General features: G+C 53.5%; 17 protein-coding genes. 12 read left to right on the plus strand and 5 right to left on the minus strand.

Annotated elements, in window-relative coordinates; translation table 11 throughout:
- Positions 1-87: 87 nt before the first annotated feature.
- The 10 genes from TCELL_RS07005 (at position 88) to TCELL_RS07050 (ending at position 9796) form a co-directional block, all read left to right on the plus strand.
- The gene (locus TCELL_RS07005; RefSeq protein ID WP_014738039.1) at positions 88-1002 is read left to right on the plus strand and encodes an HhH-GDP family DNA glycosylase; all 915 of its coding nucleotides are present in this window, start codon (positions 88-90) and stop codon (positions 1000-1002) included.
- On the plus strand, positions 990-1769 hold the full coding sequence (locus tag TCELL_RS07010) for a radical SAM protein (RefSeq protein WP_014738040.1): 780 nt from the start codon (positions 990-992) through the stop codon (positions 1767-1769). Before TCELL_RS07005 ends, TCELL_RS07010 begins: the two co-directional genes overlap by 13 nt.
- Positions 1770-1865: 96 nt before the next feature.
- The gene (gene arcC / locus TCELL_RS07015) at positions 1866-2837 is read left to right on the plus strand and encodes a carbamate kinase (protein ID WP_014738041.1); all 972 of its coding nucleotides are present in this window, start codon (positions 1866-1868) and stop codon (positions 2835-2837) included.
- Between the two features lie 87 nt (positions 2838-2924).
- A complete protein-coding gene (locus tag TCELL_RS07020) occupies positions 2925-3758 on the plus strand; it encodes a DMT family transporter (protein WP_014738042.1) in 834 nt (277 codons plus the stop codon).
- A 78-nt stretch (positions 3759-3836) separates the two neighbouring features.
- Positions 3837-5219 carry an amidohydrolase family protein gene (locus TCELL_RS07025; RefSeq protein WP_014738043.1) on the plus strand — a complete coding sequence of 461 codons (1383 nt, stop codon included), beginning with the start codon at positions 3837-3839 and terminating at the stop codon, positions 5217-5219.
- 211 nt (positions 5220-5430) lie between these two features.
- Positions 5431-5628, plus strand: a complete 198-nt coding sequence (locus TCELL_RS07030) for a chromatin protein Cren7 (RefSeq protein ID WP_014738044.1) — start codon at positions 5431-5433, stop codon at positions 5626-5628.
- Between the two features lie 110 nt (positions 5629-5738).
- On the plus strand, positions 5739-6959 hold the full coding sequence (locus tag TCELL_RS07035; protein ID WP_048163430.1) for a dihydroorotate dehydrogenase: 1221 nt from the start codon (positions 5739-5741) through the stop codon (positions 6957-6959).
- Positions 6960-7088: 129 nt separating this feature from the next.
- Positions 7089-8351 (plus strand): phosphoglycerate kinase, encoded by a 1263-nt coding sequence (locus TCELL_RS07040; RefSeq protein ID WP_238529012.1) that lies wholly within the window; start codon positions 7089-7091, stop codon positions 8349-8351.
- Positions 8348-9370, plus strand: a complete 1023-nt coding sequence (locus TCELL_RS07045) for a type II glyceraldehyde-3-phosphate dehydrogenase (RefSeq protein ID WP_014738047.1) — start codon at positions 8348-8350, stop codon at positions 9368-9370. The genes TCELL_RS07040 and TCELL_RS07045 overlap by 4 nt, the downstream gene beginning before the upstream one ends.
- A 15-nt stretch (positions 9371-9385) precedes the next feature.
- Positions 9386-9796 carry a universal stress protein gene (locus TCELL_RS07050; RefSeq protein WP_238529013.1) on the plus strand — a complete coding sequence of 137 codons (411 nt, stop codon included), beginning with the start codon at positions 9386-9388 and terminating at the stop codon, positions 9794-9796.
- On the opposite strand, the gene TCELL_RS07055 is transcribed toward TCELL_RS07050, so the two are convergent.
- Both TCELL_RS07055 and TCELL_RS07060 read right to left on the minus strand, forming a co-directional pair.
- Positions 9789-10649, minus strand: a complete 861-nt coding sequence (locus TCELL_RS07055) for an NAD(P)-dependent oxidoreductase (RefSeq protein ID WP_014738049.1) — start codon at positions 10647-10649, stop codon at positions 9789-9791. The genes TCELL_RS07050 and TCELL_RS07055 overlap by 8 nt on opposite strands.
- Position 10650: 1 nt before the next feature.
- Positions 10651-12174, minus strand: a complete 1524-nt coding sequence (locus TCELL_RS07060; RefSeq protein WP_014738050.1) for a glycogen/starch/alpha-glucan phosphorylase — start codon at positions 12172-12174, stop codon at positions 10651-10653.
- A 71-nt stretch (positions 12175-12245) separates the two neighbouring features.
- Here TCELL_RS07060 and TCELL_RS07065 point away from each other — a divergent pair, with 71 nt between their 5' ends.
- Together TCELL_RS07065 and pheT are read left to right on the plus strand one after the other, a co-directional pair.
- Positions 12246-13883, plus strand: coding sequence for a M28 family peptidase (locus TCELL_RS07065; protein ID WP_014738051.1), 1638 nt, complete (start codon positions 12246-12248; stop codon positions 13881-13883).
- A 1-nt stretch (position 13884) separates the two neighbouring features.
- Positions 13885-15549: a phenylalanine--tRNA ligase subunit beta gene (gene pheT, locus TCELL_RS07070; protein ID WP_048163434.1), complete on the plus strand. Its 1665-nt coding sequence runs from the start codon at positions 13885-13887 to the stop codon at positions 15547-15549.
- Positions 15550-15710: 161 nt separating this feature from the next.
- Here pheT and TCELL_RS07075 read toward each other — a convergent pair whose 3' ends face one another.
- The 3 genes from TCELL_RS07075 to pheS all read right to left on the minus strand — a co-directional run bounded on the left by TCELL_RS07075 (position 15711) and on the right by pheS (position 19436).
- On the minus strand, positions 15711-16643 hold the full coding sequence (locus TCELL_RS07075; protein ID WP_014738054.1) for a radical SAM protein: 933 nt from the start codon (positions 16641-16643) through the stop codon (positions 15711-15713).
- Entirely contained in the window at positions 16640-17812 is a 1173-nt protein-coding gene (locus TCELL_RS07080; protein WP_014738055.1) for an RsmB/NOP family class I SAM-dependent RNA methyltransferase, read from the minus strand. Before TCELL_RS07080 ends, TCELL_RS07075 begins: the two co-directional genes overlap by 4 nt.
- Before the next feature lie 73 nt (positions 17813-17885).
- A complete protein-coding gene (gene pheS, locus TCELL_RS07085) occupies positions 17886-19436 on the minus strand; it encodes a phenylalanine--tRNA ligase subunit alpha (protein WP_014738056.1) in 1551 nt (516 codons plus the stop codon).
- Positions 19437-19460: the final 24 nt, after the last annotated feature.

Here is a 19460-nt window from a genome sequence, read left to right on the forward strand (position 1 = left end):
AGCTCTCTTTTTTTCTTCTTTCTCCTCTTTAATTCACATTCATAAAATCGCCCATTCCTATGTCCTGGTGTTGGGAGTAGCCTATCAATGTACGTCAAAGGTATAAATTATGGCCTAACCCTCTACTACTCGTACCTCCTACCCTTGTTCGAAGTAGAGGAGGTTTCCGGGGGCTTCGTCTTCGTTAAGAGGCGTGGGACGTGCTCTGGGCTGACATGCAGGTTTGGAAAACAAAGCCTCGAGACGGCCTGTCGTGTACCTCGGGCGTGCCGGCTAGACGAGGTTGAGATGCTACTGGGCCTTCGGAAACGCCCTCTATTCCACGAGTTGGGTGTAGCAACTAACAGCGTGGGGGTGGTCGACCAGGTTACTCTAATGTACACTCCAGGGGACAGGACAGCTGTTGCTTACTCAATTTACCTGTCGCAGAACACGGACTACCACGTAAACACCGTTAAGTGGGTGAGAGACCTGTTAGAGAGGGGGTCAATTGAATCGAGCTCCTACCAGGTATCGGCCTTCCGGCTCATTAAAGCTGGTGTGGACCGCTCAACGTCGATCGGCGACCCGTACGCAGAGGCTGTCAGCCTGTTGAACGTTAAGGGACTTGGTGTCAAGTCCGCTAAGGCCTACCTACTACACGCATACGGCCTAACAGAGCACGCGCCGGTCGATAGACACTACAAGAGGTTACTAGCTCTCAGCCGAGACTTGAGAGTCCCCGACAAGGCTTGGTGTGCTAAGGTCGGGCTCAAGTGCTCGACTTGCCCGTTCTCCTCGCGGTGCTTGTACGGGGTGTTGTTCAATAGACTCGGTGCGTTTAACGGGGTAGTCCAATCCCTTGCTTTCATAGCTGGTAGCTTAGAGAGGGTCGGCAAGGACTACTTTTCAAGAACCCTTGTGGGGGGTTTCGAGTATCTCAGCGATTTATTAAGGACTGTTATAAGCTCTTACTTACTCGGGAGATTCGAGGATACAACGGGCTCTCAATGCCGGGGCTAGACCCGTTTAAACTAGCAGAGGAGATCTACAAGAGAGTCGCGAGATTGACTGGTAACGTTGAGGAGAGGAGGTACTACAGGTTCAGGGGGGGTAGGTGGTACGGTGGTATCGCCACAGCCGACGTCGTTGGATGTAACCTGAGGTGCAAGTTCTGCTGGAGTTGGAGGTACAGCTACTTCACTGACAAAGGGAATTTCTACGACCCGTCGAGAGTTTTCAGCATTCTCACCGATATCGCTAGCGGGCGGGGGTACAGATACGTTAGGCTGAGTGGTGGGGAGCCGACCATCTCTAGGAGGCACTTAGTAGACCTATTGAAACTCTTCGAAGAGACCAAGTTCATCTTCATCTTGGAGACAAACGGTCTCCTCATAGGGAGAGACGAGAGATTCGCCAGCGAGCTCTCTAGGTTCCACAACATCGTGGTAAGGGTCTCGTTCAAGGGGGCTACACCCGAGGAGTTCGAAATGCTTACGGGAGCCGACAGGAGCTACTACGAGTACCAGTTCAGAGCCTTGGAGAACCTGATGAGCTCTGGTCTTAGACCTGGCGAGGACTTCTACCCGGCGATTATGTTGAGCTTTAGTACAGAAGAGAACTACAGGGTTTTCAAGAAGAGGCTTTCCCAGATACACCCCGCACTAGTCGAGTCCATCGACGAAGAGTACGTCATCCTCTACCCCCACGTCGTCGAGCTACTTAAGAGGAGCGGTCTCAAGCCCCGCGTCGCGTACAGGCCGGACGGCGTGCCTGACTTTATGATCTAGTAGAACATATATACGCGAATAAACAAAGTTGGAGCAGTATTTGATAATTTAAAAACTCCTAGTAGAATCACACTTAATCCAAGCAAGGTGGTTCGAGTGCCCAGAGACGACAAATACATGGTGATAGCGTTCGGAGGAAACGCGTTCCAGTCCAAGGGAGATAAGGGGACCCCCGAGGACTACTGGAGAAACGCCTACAAGGCCGCAGAGATAGTGGTGTCGCTAATCGAGGAAGGTTACAAGATAGCGCTGACGCATGGAAACGGCCCCCAGGTGGGCATAATAGCCGAGTGGATGATGGCTGGCTTGAAGATGAAAGAGCTCCCCCCGATGACGCTCGACATCGCGGGTGCGATGAGCCAGGGCTGGTTGGGCTACCTGCTCCAGCAAGCCCTGTATAACAAGTTGGTTGAGAAGGGCCTTCTCGGCAGTAAGGTCAAGGGTGTCGTCACAGTAGTGACGCAGACACTTGTCAGCAAAGACGACCCGGACTTCAAGAACCCCAGCAAGTACATCGGGCCCTGGTACGAGAAGGAGGAGGCCGAGAAGCTGGCTAAGGAGTACGGGTGGTTCATAAAGCCTGACCCCAGGGGCGGTTATAGAAGGGTAGTGCCCTCACCGGACCCACAGATACAGGTAGAGATTGAGGCGATCCGGACTCTGCTCGACAACGGGTTCATTGTGATCTCCGACGGCGGTGGCGGAGTACCAGTGTACAAGGACGAGAAAGGCCTGCTCCACGGTGTCGAGGGAGTCATAGACAAAGACCTGGGAGCTGAGAGAATGGCGACAGCCCTGGGTGCGAGCGTACTAATGATATTGACCGACGTGGAGAAGGTCTACTTGAACTTCGGCACTCCCAACGCTAAGCCGTTGGACGTGTTGACGGTCAGCGAGGCCAAGAAGTACTACGCAGAGGGTCACTTCAAGCCCGGGAGTATGGGGCCTAAAGTGCTCGCTGGAATAAGGTTCGTGGAGAACGGGGGTAAACTCGCCATCATCGGCCACCTCTTCAAGGCGAAGGAGGCACTGGAAGGAAAGTCCGGAACCCGTATCATACCCGGATAACGGAGGTTTTAGACTGGAGACTCTCTTTTTTCTTTTTCCTTACTCTCTTTCCATCTAGACCGCACTGACGTGATCGCGTGGTAGTCTATGAGGGATAGGGTAAAGGGGCTATTAGCACTGCTCGCCACCTCCCTGATTTGGGGCTCTAGTTTCGTTTTCATAAAGTTGAGTGTGTCGGATATCGACGGTGTAGCCTACACGTTTTATAGGTCTCTAATAGCGCTAGCACTACTAACACCAGCCCTCTTACTGGGGAGGTCTAAGTTTAACAAGGGTAACTTTAGAAAAGGGTTCGTAGTAGGCTTGTCCTACGTCTCGGGACTCGCGTTACAGGGTGTGGGGACACAGTTCACCACCCCCTCGATATCCGCTTTCGTCACAGGTCTAAACACGGTCTTCGTCTACATATACGAGTTCTTGAGGGGCACCGCCAATAAAGTAAAGCTCGTCGCGTCTCTAGCACTCTCCACGATCGGGCTGTACCTGCTCACGGAGCCGGCCGGCGAGCTGGGCTTAGGGGTGGTACTGGTTCTAATAGGCGCTATCGCCTGGGCCGCCGAGATAGTGTTAGTGGGCGTGTACAGCGCGGAGCTAACCCAGAGTACTATCTCCTTCTTATATGGTCTTCTACTCCCTGGCCTATTCATCACACCGTACGTGGCCCTACACGCAAACACCCTGCCCAGCCTTAACACGGTACTCTACATCTTCTACTTGAGCCTGTTCTGCACCATAATAGCCTCCGTACTCCAAGTAGTGGGGCAGAAATACGTCCCTGCCTACGCGGCGGCAACCATCTACTTGTTGGAGCCTATATCCGCAGCCGTGTTCTCTGCCTTGCTATACGGGGAGAGGCTCTCGCCTATACAAGTGGTGGGGGCCTCCCTGATCATACTAGCGATCTACATAGTGTCAAAATAGTAAGCAGGAGCCCATAAGGTCTTTTAGGAGAATGGTTTATTTCCCACCACGGTAAATTTGAATACGAGGGTAGAGTGTATGAGGGAAAAGGTCGACATCCTCGTCTCCGACTCGCTAATCGTGACAATGAACAGTGAGCGCCGCGTCGTCCCGCGAGGATACGTCGCAGTGAGAGACGGAACGATCGTGGACGTGGGAGTCGGCGACGGGAAGGACAAGTACACTAGCGAGGAGGTTGTTGGGGGCGGCAGGTCTGTCGTAACGCCTGGCTTCATCAGCGCGCATACGCACTTCTACGGGGCCCTCCTAACGGGTAGCCCCTGGTTCGGGAAGATCGAGCCCCCCACGGACTTCATGCAGAACCTCCAAAGGATCTGGTGGGCCCTTGACGTGATGCTGTGCCACGACGAGGCCTACGCGGCGGCTCTGATCGGGTCTCTAATGTACGCGAAGTCCGGGGTGACCAACTTCTTCGACAACATAAGCGCGCCCAACTGTATAGACGGTATACTCGACAGCATGGAGAAGGCTGTCAACGAGGTGGGTATCAGGGGTATTCTAAGCTTCGAGGCGACGCAGCGAAGAAGCTACGAGGAGGGCGTGAGAGGCGTTAGGGAGAACGAGAGGTTTATAGTTAAGAACAACAAAGACCCTAGAAAACTGGTCAAGGGCGCCATCTACCTGCACGCCAGCTTCACGGTAACAGACGACCTGTTCAAGATGGCGAAGGAGCTCTCCGAGAAGCACGACGCGCTTGTGGCAATACACACGGAGGAGGGGCTGGTCGACGTCTACCACAACATCGAGAGGTACGGTGTACGGCCTATAGAGAGGATGTACAGACTAGGCTTCCTCTCCCCGAGAGTCCACCTCGTCCACGCAGTACAGGCGACCGATGAGGAGATCCTGATCATCAAAAAGACTGGGGCACACGTAGCGCACAACCCTATGAGCAACATGCTCAACGCCGTGGGTGTCCCGAAGATACCGAGGATGCTAGAGCTAGGTATCAACGTAGGGCTTGGCGACGACGGCTACATATTCAACGTTTTCGAGAACATGAGGGCAGCCTACTTGATCCACAAAGTCTGGAACCTGGACCCCAGGTTGATGACGCCTCTACAGGTCGTCGAGATGGCAACAGTCAACGCTGCTAGAATGTTCCACCAAGACAAGGAGCTGGGTAGTATCGAGCCCGGGAAGAGGGCCGACATCGTTGTCATCAAACCCAGGACACCTCCAACGCCAATAAACGAGAAAAGCGTTTACGGCCACCTCGTCAACTCCTTCACACCGGACGACGTGGACACAGTAGTAGTTGACGGGAGGTTCGTCGTTAAGGAGAAGAGGTTCGTCAACGTAGACCTCGACAAGGCTTTAGAGAAAGTCCACAGCACTGTCGAAAGACTATGGGACAAGATGATGGTTGAAGGAAAATACCAGTTGGACTACCTCAAGTAGTTAGACCCTGCCTTTGCTCATAAAATATCATTTTTCTACTACACTCTTCGCATCTAATTTGTTCCTCCTATAACCACGGAATCTGTTCTATTGGGAGTTCATTTTTTCTAGCTGAATATTAAGCTGTAATATCGGCACATTAACGTTTTATGGTTACTTGTGAAAAATTATATAAACCCTTAACAACTAATATTTCTAACAGGTGATTGCGATGGCTGCTAGAGAGCCGTGCAAAAACGCTGTTAAAGTCAGGACTCCTTCGGGCAAGGAGCTCGAGCTGATCCCTAGGAAAGTCTGGCAACTGACCCCCAGCGGGAGAAAGGGCGTAAAGGTAGGGTTATTCCAGGACCCCGAGACCGGGAAATTCTTCAGGCAGAAGGTCCCAGACGACTACCCACTCTGCGGCTAATGCGCAACCTTCAAGCTTGTTTTTTACCCCGTCCTCTAAATTACAGGTCTAAAACTTGGAAAAATATTTTACTTCAGCCTCTCTAAATCTATGATTTTAGAGGTGTGAAATTGCCTAGTCTAGAAGTCGAGATAGCCGGGTTGAGGTTCAAGAACCCCCTGATGAACGCAGCGTGCCCTGTCTCGAGAGACGCCGAAATGATGAAGGCCCTTATCGACAACGGTGTGGGCGGAGTAGTAGCCAAGACGATAAGCGTTAAGCCGGCTATTGTCCCCAGGCCTAGCATGGCGGCCGTCGACAGGGGTATGGCGAGAATGCAGGTCTTGAAGACTATCAAGCCGGGCGACATAAGGATCGTCAACGTCGACAGCGGGAACAACAGGTTCATCTACGGCGTGTTGAACGCCGAGCTATGGAGCGACATACCGGCCGAGCACTACCTTGAACGCGAGTACCCCATCGTCAAGGAGTACGCCAAAAAGAACAACGTCCCGTTCATAGCCAGCATAGGCTACACCCCAGAAGAACTGTCCAACCTGGGTCCGAAAGTCGAGAAAGCCGGGGTAGACGCGATAGAGTTCTCTACACACTACATTGGTAGAGACTACAGGCCAGTCGTCGAGGCCGCCAAGGCCCTCCGCGAGAGTGTGAGTGTACCGATCTTCGCCAAGCTGAGCCCGTTCACCCCGAACATACCCGAGCTGGTTAAAGAGCTGGAGAAGGTCGGCGTAAACGGCATAGTGGCAACCAACACGATCGGCCCGGCTCTTAGTATCGACGTCGAGACAGGAATGCCTATAGTGGGCGGGCCTTACGGTTACGGGTGGTTGAGCGGCCCGGCCTTGAAGCCGCTGGCGCTCGCCGTGGTCTCCCAAGTAGCCCTCAACTCCAAACTCCCAGTTATAGGCGTGGGCGGGATATCCAGGGGTGTCGACGTAATAGAATACTTCATGGCTGGTGCGTCGGCTGTCCAGATATGTACAGCTGCCCTTATCGAGGGGCTAGGGGTCTTCAAGAGGATCCTAAAGGAAGTAGAGGATTGGCTCGCTAGGCACGAGTACGACAGTATACTAGACGTCAAAGGTCTAGCACTCAAATACCTGAAGCCAGAGCCGCGCAGGGTCTGGGCAGAGCCGCCCGTAGTAGACGAGAAGAAGTGCATCGGCTGCGGTTTCTGTGAGCAGGTGTGTAACTACGATGCCGTACACGTGTTGCCAGACGAGAAAGGCAAGAGGGTCGCAAGAGTAGATATCAACAAGTGCTATGGCTGCGGGCTCTGTACTAGCGTGTGCCCGACACGAGCTATAGCTTTCAAAGAGTACATTACGTAACCCCGTTTTTATTTTTCTTTTCTTTTAATCATCTACATAAACTTCGTTCTCCGATCCCCTCTCGCATCTTTTTTACTCATTTAAATAAATTTTTAACGTAGACTTAAATACGAGAGCCTGACATCACTTATGTACGGTGGATCAATGGACAACTCCCTCCTCGACCTTCCGACGCTTAAAGACCTGGATATAACTAGACGCAGGGTCTTTATGAGGGTAGACATCAACTCGCCTATAGACCCCGAGACCGGGAAAATTCTGGACGACAGGCGGATAAGGGTCCACGCGAAGTACATCAAAGAGATAGTCGACAAATACGAGCCTGCTCTCGTAATAGGGTCTCACCAAGGGAGGCCAGGTGAACGGGACTTCACCACTCTCGAGGAGCACGCAGAGCTCTTGAGCAAGTACAGTGGTGTCCAAGTTAAGTTCGTGGATGACGTAATGGGGCCAGCGGCAAGGAGCGCGATCTCGGAGTTGAGGCCTGGCGAGGTCCTTCTACTGGATAACCTTAGACTGGTATCGGAAGAGGTTCTCGAGGGTGCGCCCGAGGCCCAGTCTATGACCGTGTTCGTTAGGAGGCTGTCCGGTTTGTTTGATTACTACGTTAACGACGCCTTTGCTACTGCTCACAGGAGCCAGCCGAGCATAGTAGGCTTCCCGCTGGTGTTACCCAGTGCTATGGGCCCGCTCTTCGAGAAAGAGGTGATCGCTGCCGCTAAAATCTTCTCGTCCACTTCGGGACCCCGGATCTTCATACTAGGTGGTTCTAAAGTACACGACCTTCTCAGAGTCATCGAGAACCTCGTAAGAAACAGGCTCGCCGACCGGATACTCACTACGGGGCTCCTCGCACAACTCTTCCTAGTAGCTAAAGGTGTGAGACTGGGCGACGAAAACGTGAGGCTTCTAGAAGAGAAGAACATCCTCACCCTCATACCCCGGGCGAGGCTCCTGCTCATGAAAGGCGCGCCCATAGAGACCCCCGTTGACGTCAAGACCCACAACGAGAAAGATGACGCTGTGGAAAACGTGTCCATAACCAAGATTACTGGGGTGATAAAGGACATCGGCGAGACTACGCTCGAGATCTACTGCGAGCTTATCAAGGAGGCCTCGTTGATCGTCATGAGAGGCCCTGCTGGAGTAATCGAGGACAGCAAGTTCAGAGAAGGGACGCTTAAGATACTCGATGCCGTCTACAATTCCAGGGCCTTCGTTGTCATAGCTGGTGGCCACCTGGGCTCAATGATCGACGAGACTAAGGTAAACGACAGGATCCATGTCTCCACAGGAGGTAACGCTCTACTCCTCTTACTGAGTGGAGAGGAGCTACCCGCAATTAAGGCGCTCCAGATGAGTAAGTCCATCTTCCACGGTGGTAAGAGATGAAGGCTCCCGTTGCTGTTAACGGTTACGGTACGATCGGGAAAAGGGTCGCAGAAGCGATAAGGCAGATGCCCGACTTGGAGCTGAAGGGTATCGTAAAGTACACACCCGACTACAGCGTCCTAGTGGCCTACAGACAGGGCATCCCAATATATGTGCCGAAGGGAAAAGAAGGGGTGTTCGAAGAAGTCGGGGTTAAGCCCTCCGGGACTGTCGACGAGTTGTTCGGGTCGGTTAGTCTCGTCGTAGACGCATCCCCTGGTGGAAAAGGGGCGCAGAACAAGAGGGTCTACGTGGAGCGGGGCCTAAGCGCCCTCTTCGAGGGCGGAGAGAGCCCGGATGTAGCAGAGGTCAGCTTTAGCACGCTCTGCAACTACCGGCAGGCCCTTGGTAAAAAGTACATTAGAGTGGTCAGCTGCAATACTACGGCCCTGCTTAGGCTGATATGCCTCCTAGACAGGCACATCGGCGTCAGGAAGGCCAGAGCGGTTATTGTCAGAAGAGCTAGTGACCCAAAGGAGGACAAAGGTATCGTCAACACAGTGAAGCTAGACCCACCCAGTATACCCAGCCACCACGCAATAGACGTGAAAACAGTCTTACCCGACCTGGACATTGAGACTGTCGCACTTATAGTGCCGACGACACTGATGCACGTCCACGTCGTACACATCCAAACCAAGAGGAGTACCAGCATAGACGAGGTCGTGGAGACGTTGTCTAGTACTCCTAGGATAGTTGTCCTGGAAGGCGCAAAGATAGGTATAGACTCCACCAGCAAGATCGTCGAGTTCGCTAGAGACCTCGGCAGGAAAAGGTACGACATCTACGAGAACGTGGTTTGGAGGGACATGATCAAAGTAAACGGAGACGAGCTAACTATAGTTCAGGCAGTCCACCAAGAAGCAATAGTGATACCAGAGAACATCGACGCGATAAGAGCGGCTCTGCGTCTAGCCGAGAGCGCGGAGGAGACGATGAGGGTGACAGACAAGGTTCTTAACGTCGGTTTACAACGTTAAAAGGGGGGTGGGAGTGTGTCTGAGGCACCGACCTACGAGATCAGTTTCATGCTGAGGAGAATTCTCGTCCCCTTCGACGGGAGTAGCCTCAGCCTGAAGGCTCTCAACATAGCCGTCGACCTAGCGAGGCACTACGGTTCTCAGTTGACAGTCCTTTACGTGAAGGTGCCCGGCGAAACCGGGGATCCACTAAACCTGGCCAGGAGCGCTGTCGGCAAGAAAATAACGAACGTGAGGTACAAGACTATAGAGCTCAAGGAGAACGAGAGTATCTCGTCGATCATCCTTAAGGAGGTAGTTGAGGAGAGCTACGACCTGATAGTCGTGGGGGCTAGAGGAAAAACGAGCTACTTTGACTTGAGCATCGGGAGTATACCCTTAGCCTTGGCAGTCAACTCTACTTGTTCCGTCTTGATAGTCAGGTAGGGAGTTTTTTCTTCTTCAGGTACCCTAGAGCCGCCTGGGGGTAGTCCTTAGAGCCCATCTCGCTCAACAGACCACTGTAAAAGCTAGCTACACCGCTCGAGACTACACCTGGATAACCTCTGCTCTTCAGCTCACCCGATATTAAACGGAAGTCCTTGGCCACCCCTGCCACCGTGAACCTCGCCTTCTTTTCCTCGACGATCCTGGGCCAGTACCTCTCAAATACGCTCTTCAGCCACGAGGCGTTTGCAACCTCTAAGAGCTTATCGACAGCAACGTTGTACGCCTCGAGGATCTCCAGCGACTCGCCTATCAGGGCCGGAATAGCCAGGGCTATGTTGTTAACAGCGAGCTTCAGAGCCGTAGCCGCTGGAATGTCTCCCGCGTACACCGTCTTCGAGGAGTACTGCGAAACTAGGGACTCGACCTCACCGAGCTTGCTACTCTCCCCAGCGACCATGGATAACAGCCTGCAATCCCTAGCCTCGTCAACGCTCCCGAATATTGTCCCCTCGAAGTAGTCGACGCCGTGCTGCCGGAATATTGACGATAACATGAGACTCGTCTGGGGTGATATTGTTGACGTGTTGACAACGAAACGTGTCTTGACCTTCTCGTAAAGTCTTTTGCTAGCCAACACCTCTATGTTCGCCATGTCGTCGAACAAAGAAACTAGTGTATAGTCCGCTGAGACGCCGTCTAGGGTCTCCACTGCTTCACAGCCTATTTCCTTGCATAGTTCCACTGCTTTACTCACTGTTCTGTTGTAGGCTAGGAGCTTGAACCCCTTTCTCGCCAGACATGTCGCGATCGAGGAGCCCATTAAGCCTGTTCCCACTATTAGGACTCTCATCTCACAATGCCTCCAGATAATACTTATGTAGCACACGCCGCATATCAACCTTACTCGGGGTCTTCAGGGCGCTGTTGAGAGAGACCTCCCAGTACTTGTCTTTGTCTCTATGGTACATGTCGATCAGATCGAGGAGTTTTTTCTTAAACTCGTTGTACTCCTTCTCGTCGATCTCTTTTGCCCTCGGGTCATCGTATATGTTTATGAAGTCCCTAATGTCTGTTCCGAAGAACCACCCCGTCACGTTGTCCTCTATCACCTCCAAGGCGGCCCCGTCTCTCGAGGAGAGCACTGGGACTCCGTTGACGAGCGCCTTCATGAAGCTAGTACCGCTAGCCTCCCACCCACTGAATGGTGTAAACAAGAGGTAGTCGCTACCCTGTAACACCGTCTTAGCTGTGGGTACATCGTAGTCGTTCAAGAAAACAACGTGGTTTATTTTCAGGTGTAGGTCCCTGAATTTCCTAGCGTAGCTAAGCCCGTCGAAGTCCTTGGGGTGGGGCTTCCCGCCCAGGACGAAGACTGCCTCGACGTCCGGGTTCTCCTCTATAAACCTGGCGACGAAGTAGGGTCTCTTGTACCTCGCCAGCCTCCTCGTCCAGGCTATGATCGGCTTATCATCAGCTGTCAGCTCGGGCTTCACGCTCTTCAACAGCGAGACAAGCTTTTTCCTGTTATCGAGCCTCACGCCGATCAACAGCTCCCGGTTCAACGCGTTTTTGTTGTATGCTTCGTAAAGCCTAGGGTCCATCCACCTCTCAAGGCTTACACCGTTTGTTATGGAGACTATTTTACCCGAGTGCTTGACGAACAACTTCTTTATCACGTCTTCCTGCTTCTTGGAGACGACGATCCCCTTCCTCAGTTTGCCCAAGGCGTAGTCCGTTAGCAGTATGTTGTCCCCGAGGAAGAGGCCGAACTCCCTCGCGATCAGACCTCCAGGGAACGAAGGGTGCCCCCAAGGCCCCGGAGTGTGGATTATGATTCTAGCCCTGTCCTCCACGTTAAGTGCCATTAAGAGTAGTGCTGTGTGAGCCTCTTCAAGGTCTATCACGCTCACGTTCTCTAACCCAATGAAGTCCCGTATGAAAGTAGCTGAGGCCTTAGCCAGTAAGGCGTAAACTAGGAACTGGTTCTCGAGGGTGTCGGCCATGTAAACCCTGTCTGTGAGGGCCCTAGCCCAGTTCGGGCAAACCGCCTCGAAGAAAACGGCCTTCGCCGTTTTGTGAGTGTAGACGAGTGGTTTTATAACGACTTCCTCGCCCTTTAATGTCACGGTGAACTCGTCCCAGGGCTGCAACTTAGCCAGTACGCTCGGGGACTGCTTCTCCGGCTCTGCTACTGGCTCAGTGCCGTTGAACTTTAGTCTGACGTAGCCCTGCCTGTAGTATAAAGTGAGAGCCCAGTAGTCTAAGCCCATCTCCCCCGCCGTTATCACTTTGTCGCCCTCGAGTACGCCGAGACCACCAGCATACGTTTTCAACTGGTCGATAGCGATTTCAGGAGTGACGCTCACGATAACCATTATACCACCACAAACAGAGGCTAGAGTTTATTCAAGTCTCTCAAAGTATTTAAGCTGGACTTTATACACTCATGGAAAAGGTGTCTTGTACGAACCTCAAGGAACAAGTCCTAAAGCTCCAGAAAGAAGTCCCCCGGACACTAGGTATAGACATCGTAAACGTGCTCTCCAGCTACAGTAGAATTACCGGGTCGACCGGGCTAGTGAAGGCCGTTGAAGGGCTTAAGGAGGGGCTGGAGAACGCCGGGCTCCCAGCCAAGGTCTACAAGGTCGAGAACAACGCCAGGAGAGGCTTCATAGAGACCCCGACTGGTTGGGACCCATTAGAGGCGGAGCTGGTCATTAGAATAGGCGAAAAGGTCTTGGGCAGGTTCAACCTGCTAGAGCACCCCACTCTCCTGTCCGCTCATAGCCCCGGTGGGGAGGGGTGTGGCAGGCTAGTCGTGTGCGAGAGGGAGTGCTCGGGCGAGGTCGTGCTAACAGACCTCAACCCGTACGACGCCTATCTAAGCGTTGACGCCAAGCTCATTCTCCACTACGACAAGAATAGGTTCCACGAAGCTGTCCCCTACACGGGGTTGTTCCTAAAGGCTAGTGAGGTCAAGCAAGGTAAGGTTGTCATGAACATACCCTACCGTCTGGCTACAGACTTGATCTCGAGGCTACTAGTTAACCCTTCGCTGGAGGTAGAGGTTTGCTGGAAAGCGAGAGTCAGGTTTCACACCGCCGGGCTACCGGTCCTAGTCTCTTGTGGAGGTCGCCCAACCACGCTTATTGTAAGCCACGTATGCCACCCTAAGCCCGGCGCCCACGACAACGCTAGCGGTAGCGCGGCCAACTTCCTGGCAGCTTTCGCAAAGGGGAACTTGAGGGACCCCTCCCTGGGTGGCGTCTGCCACGTGTGGGTGCCGGAGTATACGGGAACGGTCTTTCTGAAGGATATCCTGGGAGAACTACCTGAACACGTAGTGAACCTGGACATGGTCGGCTCAAAGCAGAGTGTGACGGGCTCAGTCCTATCCGTTGTGAACCCACCCCTGTTTATGCCGGGCAGAGTCGCTTCCGCGATGTACGTCTCGGCGAGGAGCGTATTAGACGCTGTTGAGAGTTTCGAAGGCGTGCACCAGCCGTCTATCAGATACGACATATCGCCCTACAGCGCGGGGAGCGACCACGACGTGTTCATAACCTGGGGTGTCGACTCCGGGATGCTCAACGAGTGGCCGAGTAAATACTACCACACAGACATGGACACGCCAGACACCATATCTCCGTCCCAGCTGTCGAACACGGCAGTCATCGCCCTTCTCACCTCCTACGTCTTGAGCGACCCTGGACTTTCCGAGAGAGCCAACAAGGCCTACCGCGAGTACCTGGCTGGGTGGTACAGCGTTAAGTCGACCCTCACAGGGGTTGAGGCCCCGTCTCTGGGGGACCTCAATTCCGGGTATAGAAGGCCAACGGGCTTAGAGTCACCGGTGTCCATGAGGTTCATATACAAGACCCTCGGTAGAGACACTTTCTACAAGTTGAGGAAGATCAAAGGAGCCTACTCGTACTTAACGGTCTACGCCCCTGTAGCCGAGTCCATAGGGCTTAAAGACCACTTGAGCAGGTACATAAGAGAAGGGCTTGTAGAATGGAGCAAGGAGGAGGCTGAGACTCTCGCCAAGGTTTGGGAGGAGCTCAAGGCCGTAGTGGGGTGGTAACTTGCCTACGATCACTGTGCGTGTAGACGACCTCTACAGGCTTCTAGGTGTTGAATTGGATGTAAAGAGCTTGGTTCGGCTAATGACGAAGCTAAAGTGCGAGATAGAGGACTTGGCGGGCGGCAACCTAGTTTACGAAGCCAACCACGACAGGCCCGACTTGTTCAGTGCCGAGGGGCTATCCAGGGCTTTGAAGTTCATGCTCGGGTTACCCGTTAGGAGGCCCCCTGTATCTGGCTGTGGAGTAGTGGCTTACGCGGAGCCTGTCCCCGATAGGCCTTTCGTAGCTTTCGCGATTGTTAGAAACGTGGAATTGGACGACGAGGCTCTAAAGCAGATAATCCAGCTACAGGAGAAGCTCCACACCACTTACGGTAGGAACAGGAAAAGGGCCAGTATCGGTTTGTACGACCTAGACATGGTCAAGCCGCCTGTCTACTATAGGGCTGTCGACCCCGATGAGACTAGGTACCGCCCACTAGGCTACGATAAAGAGATGTCTCTGCGGGAAGTCTTGAGTCAGACAGACAAGGGAAGAGAGTACGGGCACATAATCAGTAAAATGGAGAAGTACCCCGTCATAATGGACTCCGAGGGTAGGATACTGAGCTTAGCCCCCATCCTTAACAGCGAAGACGCGAAAGTGACCACGTCCACACGGAACGTGCTGATAGACTCGACAGGGCTAGACCCGAGAGTAGTCGTTGACATGGTTACAATAATGGCTTACAGCCTGGCTGAGAGGGGGCGTGACACGGAGATCTGCCTCATGGAGACCCAGTTTAGTGACGGGAAGAGGCTCGCCGCTCCGAGAGTCGAGGGAGTAGTTCAAGAGCTCACCATAGGGCAGGTCAACGACCTGCTGGGTACAGAGATTAGCGTTAAAGAGGCAGCCAACTTCCTGGGGATGTTCGGGTACGACGTAGTCGAGGCCGCCGGAGATAAGCTAGTGGTCCGCGCGCCCCCCTACAGAATCGACGTGTTGGGCTGGGTTGACGTGGCCGAGGACATAGCGATTGGCTATGGTTACGAGAGACTAGGCGAAGAGGCTACCGGGCTACCCCCTTCACGGAGCAGCGGTAGAGAGGACGAAGTAGAACACCTGTCCGATCTCCTCAGGAGAGTCCTGGTCTCGATGGGGTTTAGCGAAGTAGCAAACTACATGATGACTAGTGCTGAGGTTGACGTTAGGCTGTACAACAGGAGAGTGGAGCCGATTGTGGTGGCAAACCCCATAAGCGAGAGGTTTACTTCGTTGAGGACGTGGCTAACAGCCGGCCTCGTGAACTTCATCGTAGAGAACAAGAACAAGTCGGCGGAGTTCAGGATCTTCGAGGTAGGCGATGTAGTTTACGTCAGAGAGGGCAGGGTGTACGAAGAGAGGAGGGTTGGAGTGGCTATCTCTTCGCCGGAGGCCACTTTAACCGACGGTCTTGCCGTCGTCAATACTCTCCTAAACGCGATCGGGCTGAGCCCGGCGTTTAGAGAGGGTGAGATAGACGGATTACTAAGGGAGAGAACCGCTGAGATCATAGTCCGCGACGACAATGTGGGGTTTGTGGGCGAGGTCCACCCAGAAGTACTGCTAAAGCTGGAGTACGACCGGCCTATCGTCACCATAGAGATCGACGTAGGAAAAATATTAAAAGTGCTCAGGGCACAGTAACTCTTGGCGAGGATGAGGCTTGGAAGGGATGACCGTAAGGGGGATGAATTGACGGGCCTTTCTGAGGGGTGGATACGTTGAGTGGTTTCATAACCGCATTGATCGTCTCCGCTCTATTCCTCCTCGCCGGGTACATAGCAGAGCTTGCCGTTAAAAAGGCCTCATCGCGAAGGAACGTAGTATAACTGGTTCTCCCAAACTACTTTCGACGCGACCTTCCTGTCGACAAGGCTCTCGGCCGCCATAACGCCGAAATCCCCGTAGACCTCGCCGACCTCGTTCACTCTAAGGGGCTTCCTCAGAATGTGGTTGTAGACCTCGACGAATGCTCTTCTGGACTTAACACGGTGGATCGCCGGGGTTCTCTGACAGACTAGTACCTCGACACCTTCACTCTCCAGCTTCTCTCTCACCATGTCCAAGAAGCGCCTCGAGACAGGTTTAATACTCTGGTCTCTAACAGGCCTGTCGATCGTCTTTAGGAAAACTCTTTTTGCCCCTATCCTCCTCGCCTGGACTATGTACTCGTCTAGGTAGCTCACTAAAACGTTCTCTGGCCCTTTCCTCGCCACTATGATCTCGAGCACGAGCTTATCGGACGACCGTGTTCTACTGAATAGTTCGTGTAGTCTTCCGTAGTACTCGCTCTTCGTCGTGTTGGTTCTGGGCTGGTAGAGGGAGTCCCACTCCATGTCGGCGACATAGAACGGGATCAACAGGGTATCCACCACCTCGAGGACTTCGTCGATCGCTCTCTGGAAGTAGCCCGGTGTTCTCGTGACAAGTTTGGCGTTTGCAGAGTCGGATATACGCCTCAGCTCTCTGAGTAAGCGTGCTAGGTCGTCGTACAGGAACGGGTCGGACGAGCCGTAGACGTAGAGCGTGTTCACCTTGACCTCCCTTTCCGTGAGGTCTCTCGCGACCCTCTCGGCTAGCTCGCTCGTAGTGTAACTCTTGAGAGCTCTCGCCTGGCGGAAAGAGTGGCACATGGCGCAGGCCATATAACACCCTCTCGAGAAACTTACGGGGTCTACTCCCAGCGAGGCTCCAAAGCACCTACTGGGGTGGGGGCCGTAAACGGGCTCTAAGATCAACCAGAGAACACCCTGCTATCCAGTAGAGCTAAGTACATACCCTGACCGTCTACCACGTTAGGCATTATCCTGTACGTGTAGTCACTAGACTTAAACCCCTTATACGCCTTCGACAAAAACTTTTCAGAGATCCTCACAGGCTCCGCTAACCCCTCGCGGAGGACCTCGTCGACTACCGCCTCACCCTCTTCAGGTAGCACGCTACAAGTAATGTAGAGAACACTCCGGCTGTTGGCAAGAGCTCTCCTCAACAGCCTAGTTTGGATTTTTGTCAGGCTCTTCAGCTTCGCCGGCGAAAACCTGACTTTGACAGTGGGGTCGGAGTAGACGGCCCCGCTCCCTGTACAGGGGGCGTCTACAATGGCCTTCTCGAAAACCCTGTAGTAGTCGACAATCGTGGAGTCGCCGTTTATGATCACAGCCCTGTCTAAGCCGCCGTACTTCGACAACACTCTGTACACGTACTTGACTCTCTTAGGCGAGTAGTCTACTGCCACGGCCGTGGAGTCTCTGTACAAGGAGAGTACCAGCTGTAGTTTGACGCCGGGGGCACTACAGGCGTCAAGGACGCTCCTCTCGTAGGGTCTACCCGCGAGAACGGAGAGTACGCTGGAGACATCCTGGGGGACCAGTATTCCCTTCTCAACGCACTCGATCGACGAGACCGGGCTGTAGACGTCACCTAAGATCTTGTAGGAGAGGTCTGTGTACTTCGACGCCTCAAACCTCAGGCCGTGCTTCACGAGACAATCCACGGCCTCCTTCACGGTGGCGGCCAGCGTGTTGACTCTCAACCACCTCTTCCGCGTGTTGAGGCTCCCCAGCACCTCCTCGAGCTCGCCTTCATCCATGAACTCCGAGAGCCGGTGGACGATGAAGGGAGTGTAGCCGTACTTGACAGCTAGACCCTCTAGCCCGCCTAGCCTGTCCGCGTACGACTCTATCTCCCTGCGGACGGCGTCGAAGTCGAACTTCCTCGATGCCAGGTAAGACGCTATACCAAAGGGTGTTTGGTTGAAACCCTCTCTACGAGCGAGCAGCCTGAGAGAGTGATAGTATATTAACGTCTCATACCCTACCCGGAAAAACCTCCTGAGAGCTGAGGGTGCCAGACGCCTCTTGCCCGCTACAACTTTAAAAGCCCTCTCGAAACTCACCCTTCTCGTCATAACTACGTGGAGAAGCTGCGCGGTCAGGAGCTTCAGTTCGTGGACGGATATCTCGTGGACACCTCTCGGTCTTCTACTCGGGGCTTGGTCTAACCACTACATCTCTCCCACTAGTAGTACCAAGGAAGTACGGTAGCGGTTTTTTGGCGATGCTTCTCAACAAGTCCAGGTCTTTCGCGAACAGCAGTCTTATGTCGTCTATCCCCATAAACCACATAGCGAGCCTGTCGACCCCGATACCCCAAGCTACCGCCCTGTACCCCCCGGCACCCAGCATCTCCATAACCTCTGGCCTGAACACGCCGCCGGGGAACACCTCGACCCAGCCCAACACGGGGTGTTTGATATACCCCTCTACGCTGGGCTCTGTGAACGGGAAGTAGCCTGGCTTAAACCAGACGTCCTTTATACCCAGAGCTGCCGCGAACTCTTTGAAGAAGTAGAGTAGATGCTTGAAGTTGACATCCTTGCCTACGATAATGCCGTCGAGTTGGTAGAACTCCATACTGTGCTTCGCGTCCAAGTTCTCCGGTCTGAATACTCTGTCTATTGTGAACGCCCTGTACTCGCCGCCACCCCTATAGTATATAGTCCTGGCCGAGACAGCAGTACACTGAGTTCTCAAGACGAGCCTAAGAGCCCTAGATGGGTCCCAGGTGTACTTCCAGCCCTCTTCGTGGACTCTCTTAACCACTTCTAGAGCTTGGGTAGGGACGTCCACCAGCGCCTTATTGAGCACGAAGAAGGTGTCGTGTATCTCCCTAGCCGGGTGGTCCTGCGGCTGGAACAGCACATCGAAGTTCCAGAATTCGGCCTCGACATGGGGGCCTCTGACCTCCTCGAAGCCCATGGAGACGAGGATTTCACGTAATTGCTTAATGAAGTCCATGAAGGGGTGGGTTGACGAGTACCTAATACTTGGAGGCGGGACGTTTAAGTCAAACTTCTTTACGACAACACCCTCTGTCGCCTTGTAGTGAGACGGTAGTACCACTGTCAAGAGCTTGCCTGGGACGACATGCCCCCTCCTGATCATCTCCGCCAAGTCTCCTCGAGCCCTGACCACGAGTATGCTCTTCCGCTTCGCGACGACCATTTTACGTCTCTTTAAAGTCTCTAAATCCTGAGCGCTAACCCCGGTACCCCTGCTTAGATTCGATAGCGCTGACCTCAAGTAGGCTGACTGCTCTCTCAGCTCTAAGCACCTAACCTCGTCTCCGAGCACCACGACGCTGTTGGGCCCGACCTTAACACAGTTACTCTTAACGAGGATTTGTAGAGCTACATTAGCGTCTTCGAGCGTCAGTTTACTGTTTTTCGCCAAACACTCAACGAACTCGCCGATCTTTGAGTTCAAGCACTTCCTAAATACTTTGAGGGCCTGCTCCTCGGGCAAGCCGTCGTTGAGGTACCTCTCCCCGTGTTCGGTCAGCTCGTGCAATACCGCTTGTTGAGAGGTCAGCTCGACCAGGTTTTTACCCGCTAGCTCGGCCAAGTCCCTCATGACGTCTTCAGGGGAGAGGCCGATCCTCGAGGACAACGTATATACGTCAACGCTCCCGAGCTCCGCAACGACCCCTAAGATTTCAAACTGTTTCTTTGTGACGACTATCCTCTCCGCCAATCCGACACCTCTGGTTTAGCACGC

Origin of the sequence: Thermogladius calderae 1633 (assembly GCF_000264495.1) — an archaeon.
Classification (GTDB): Archaea; Thermoproteota; Thermoprotei_A; order Sulfolobales; family Desulfurococcaceae; genus Thermogladius; species Thermogladius calderae.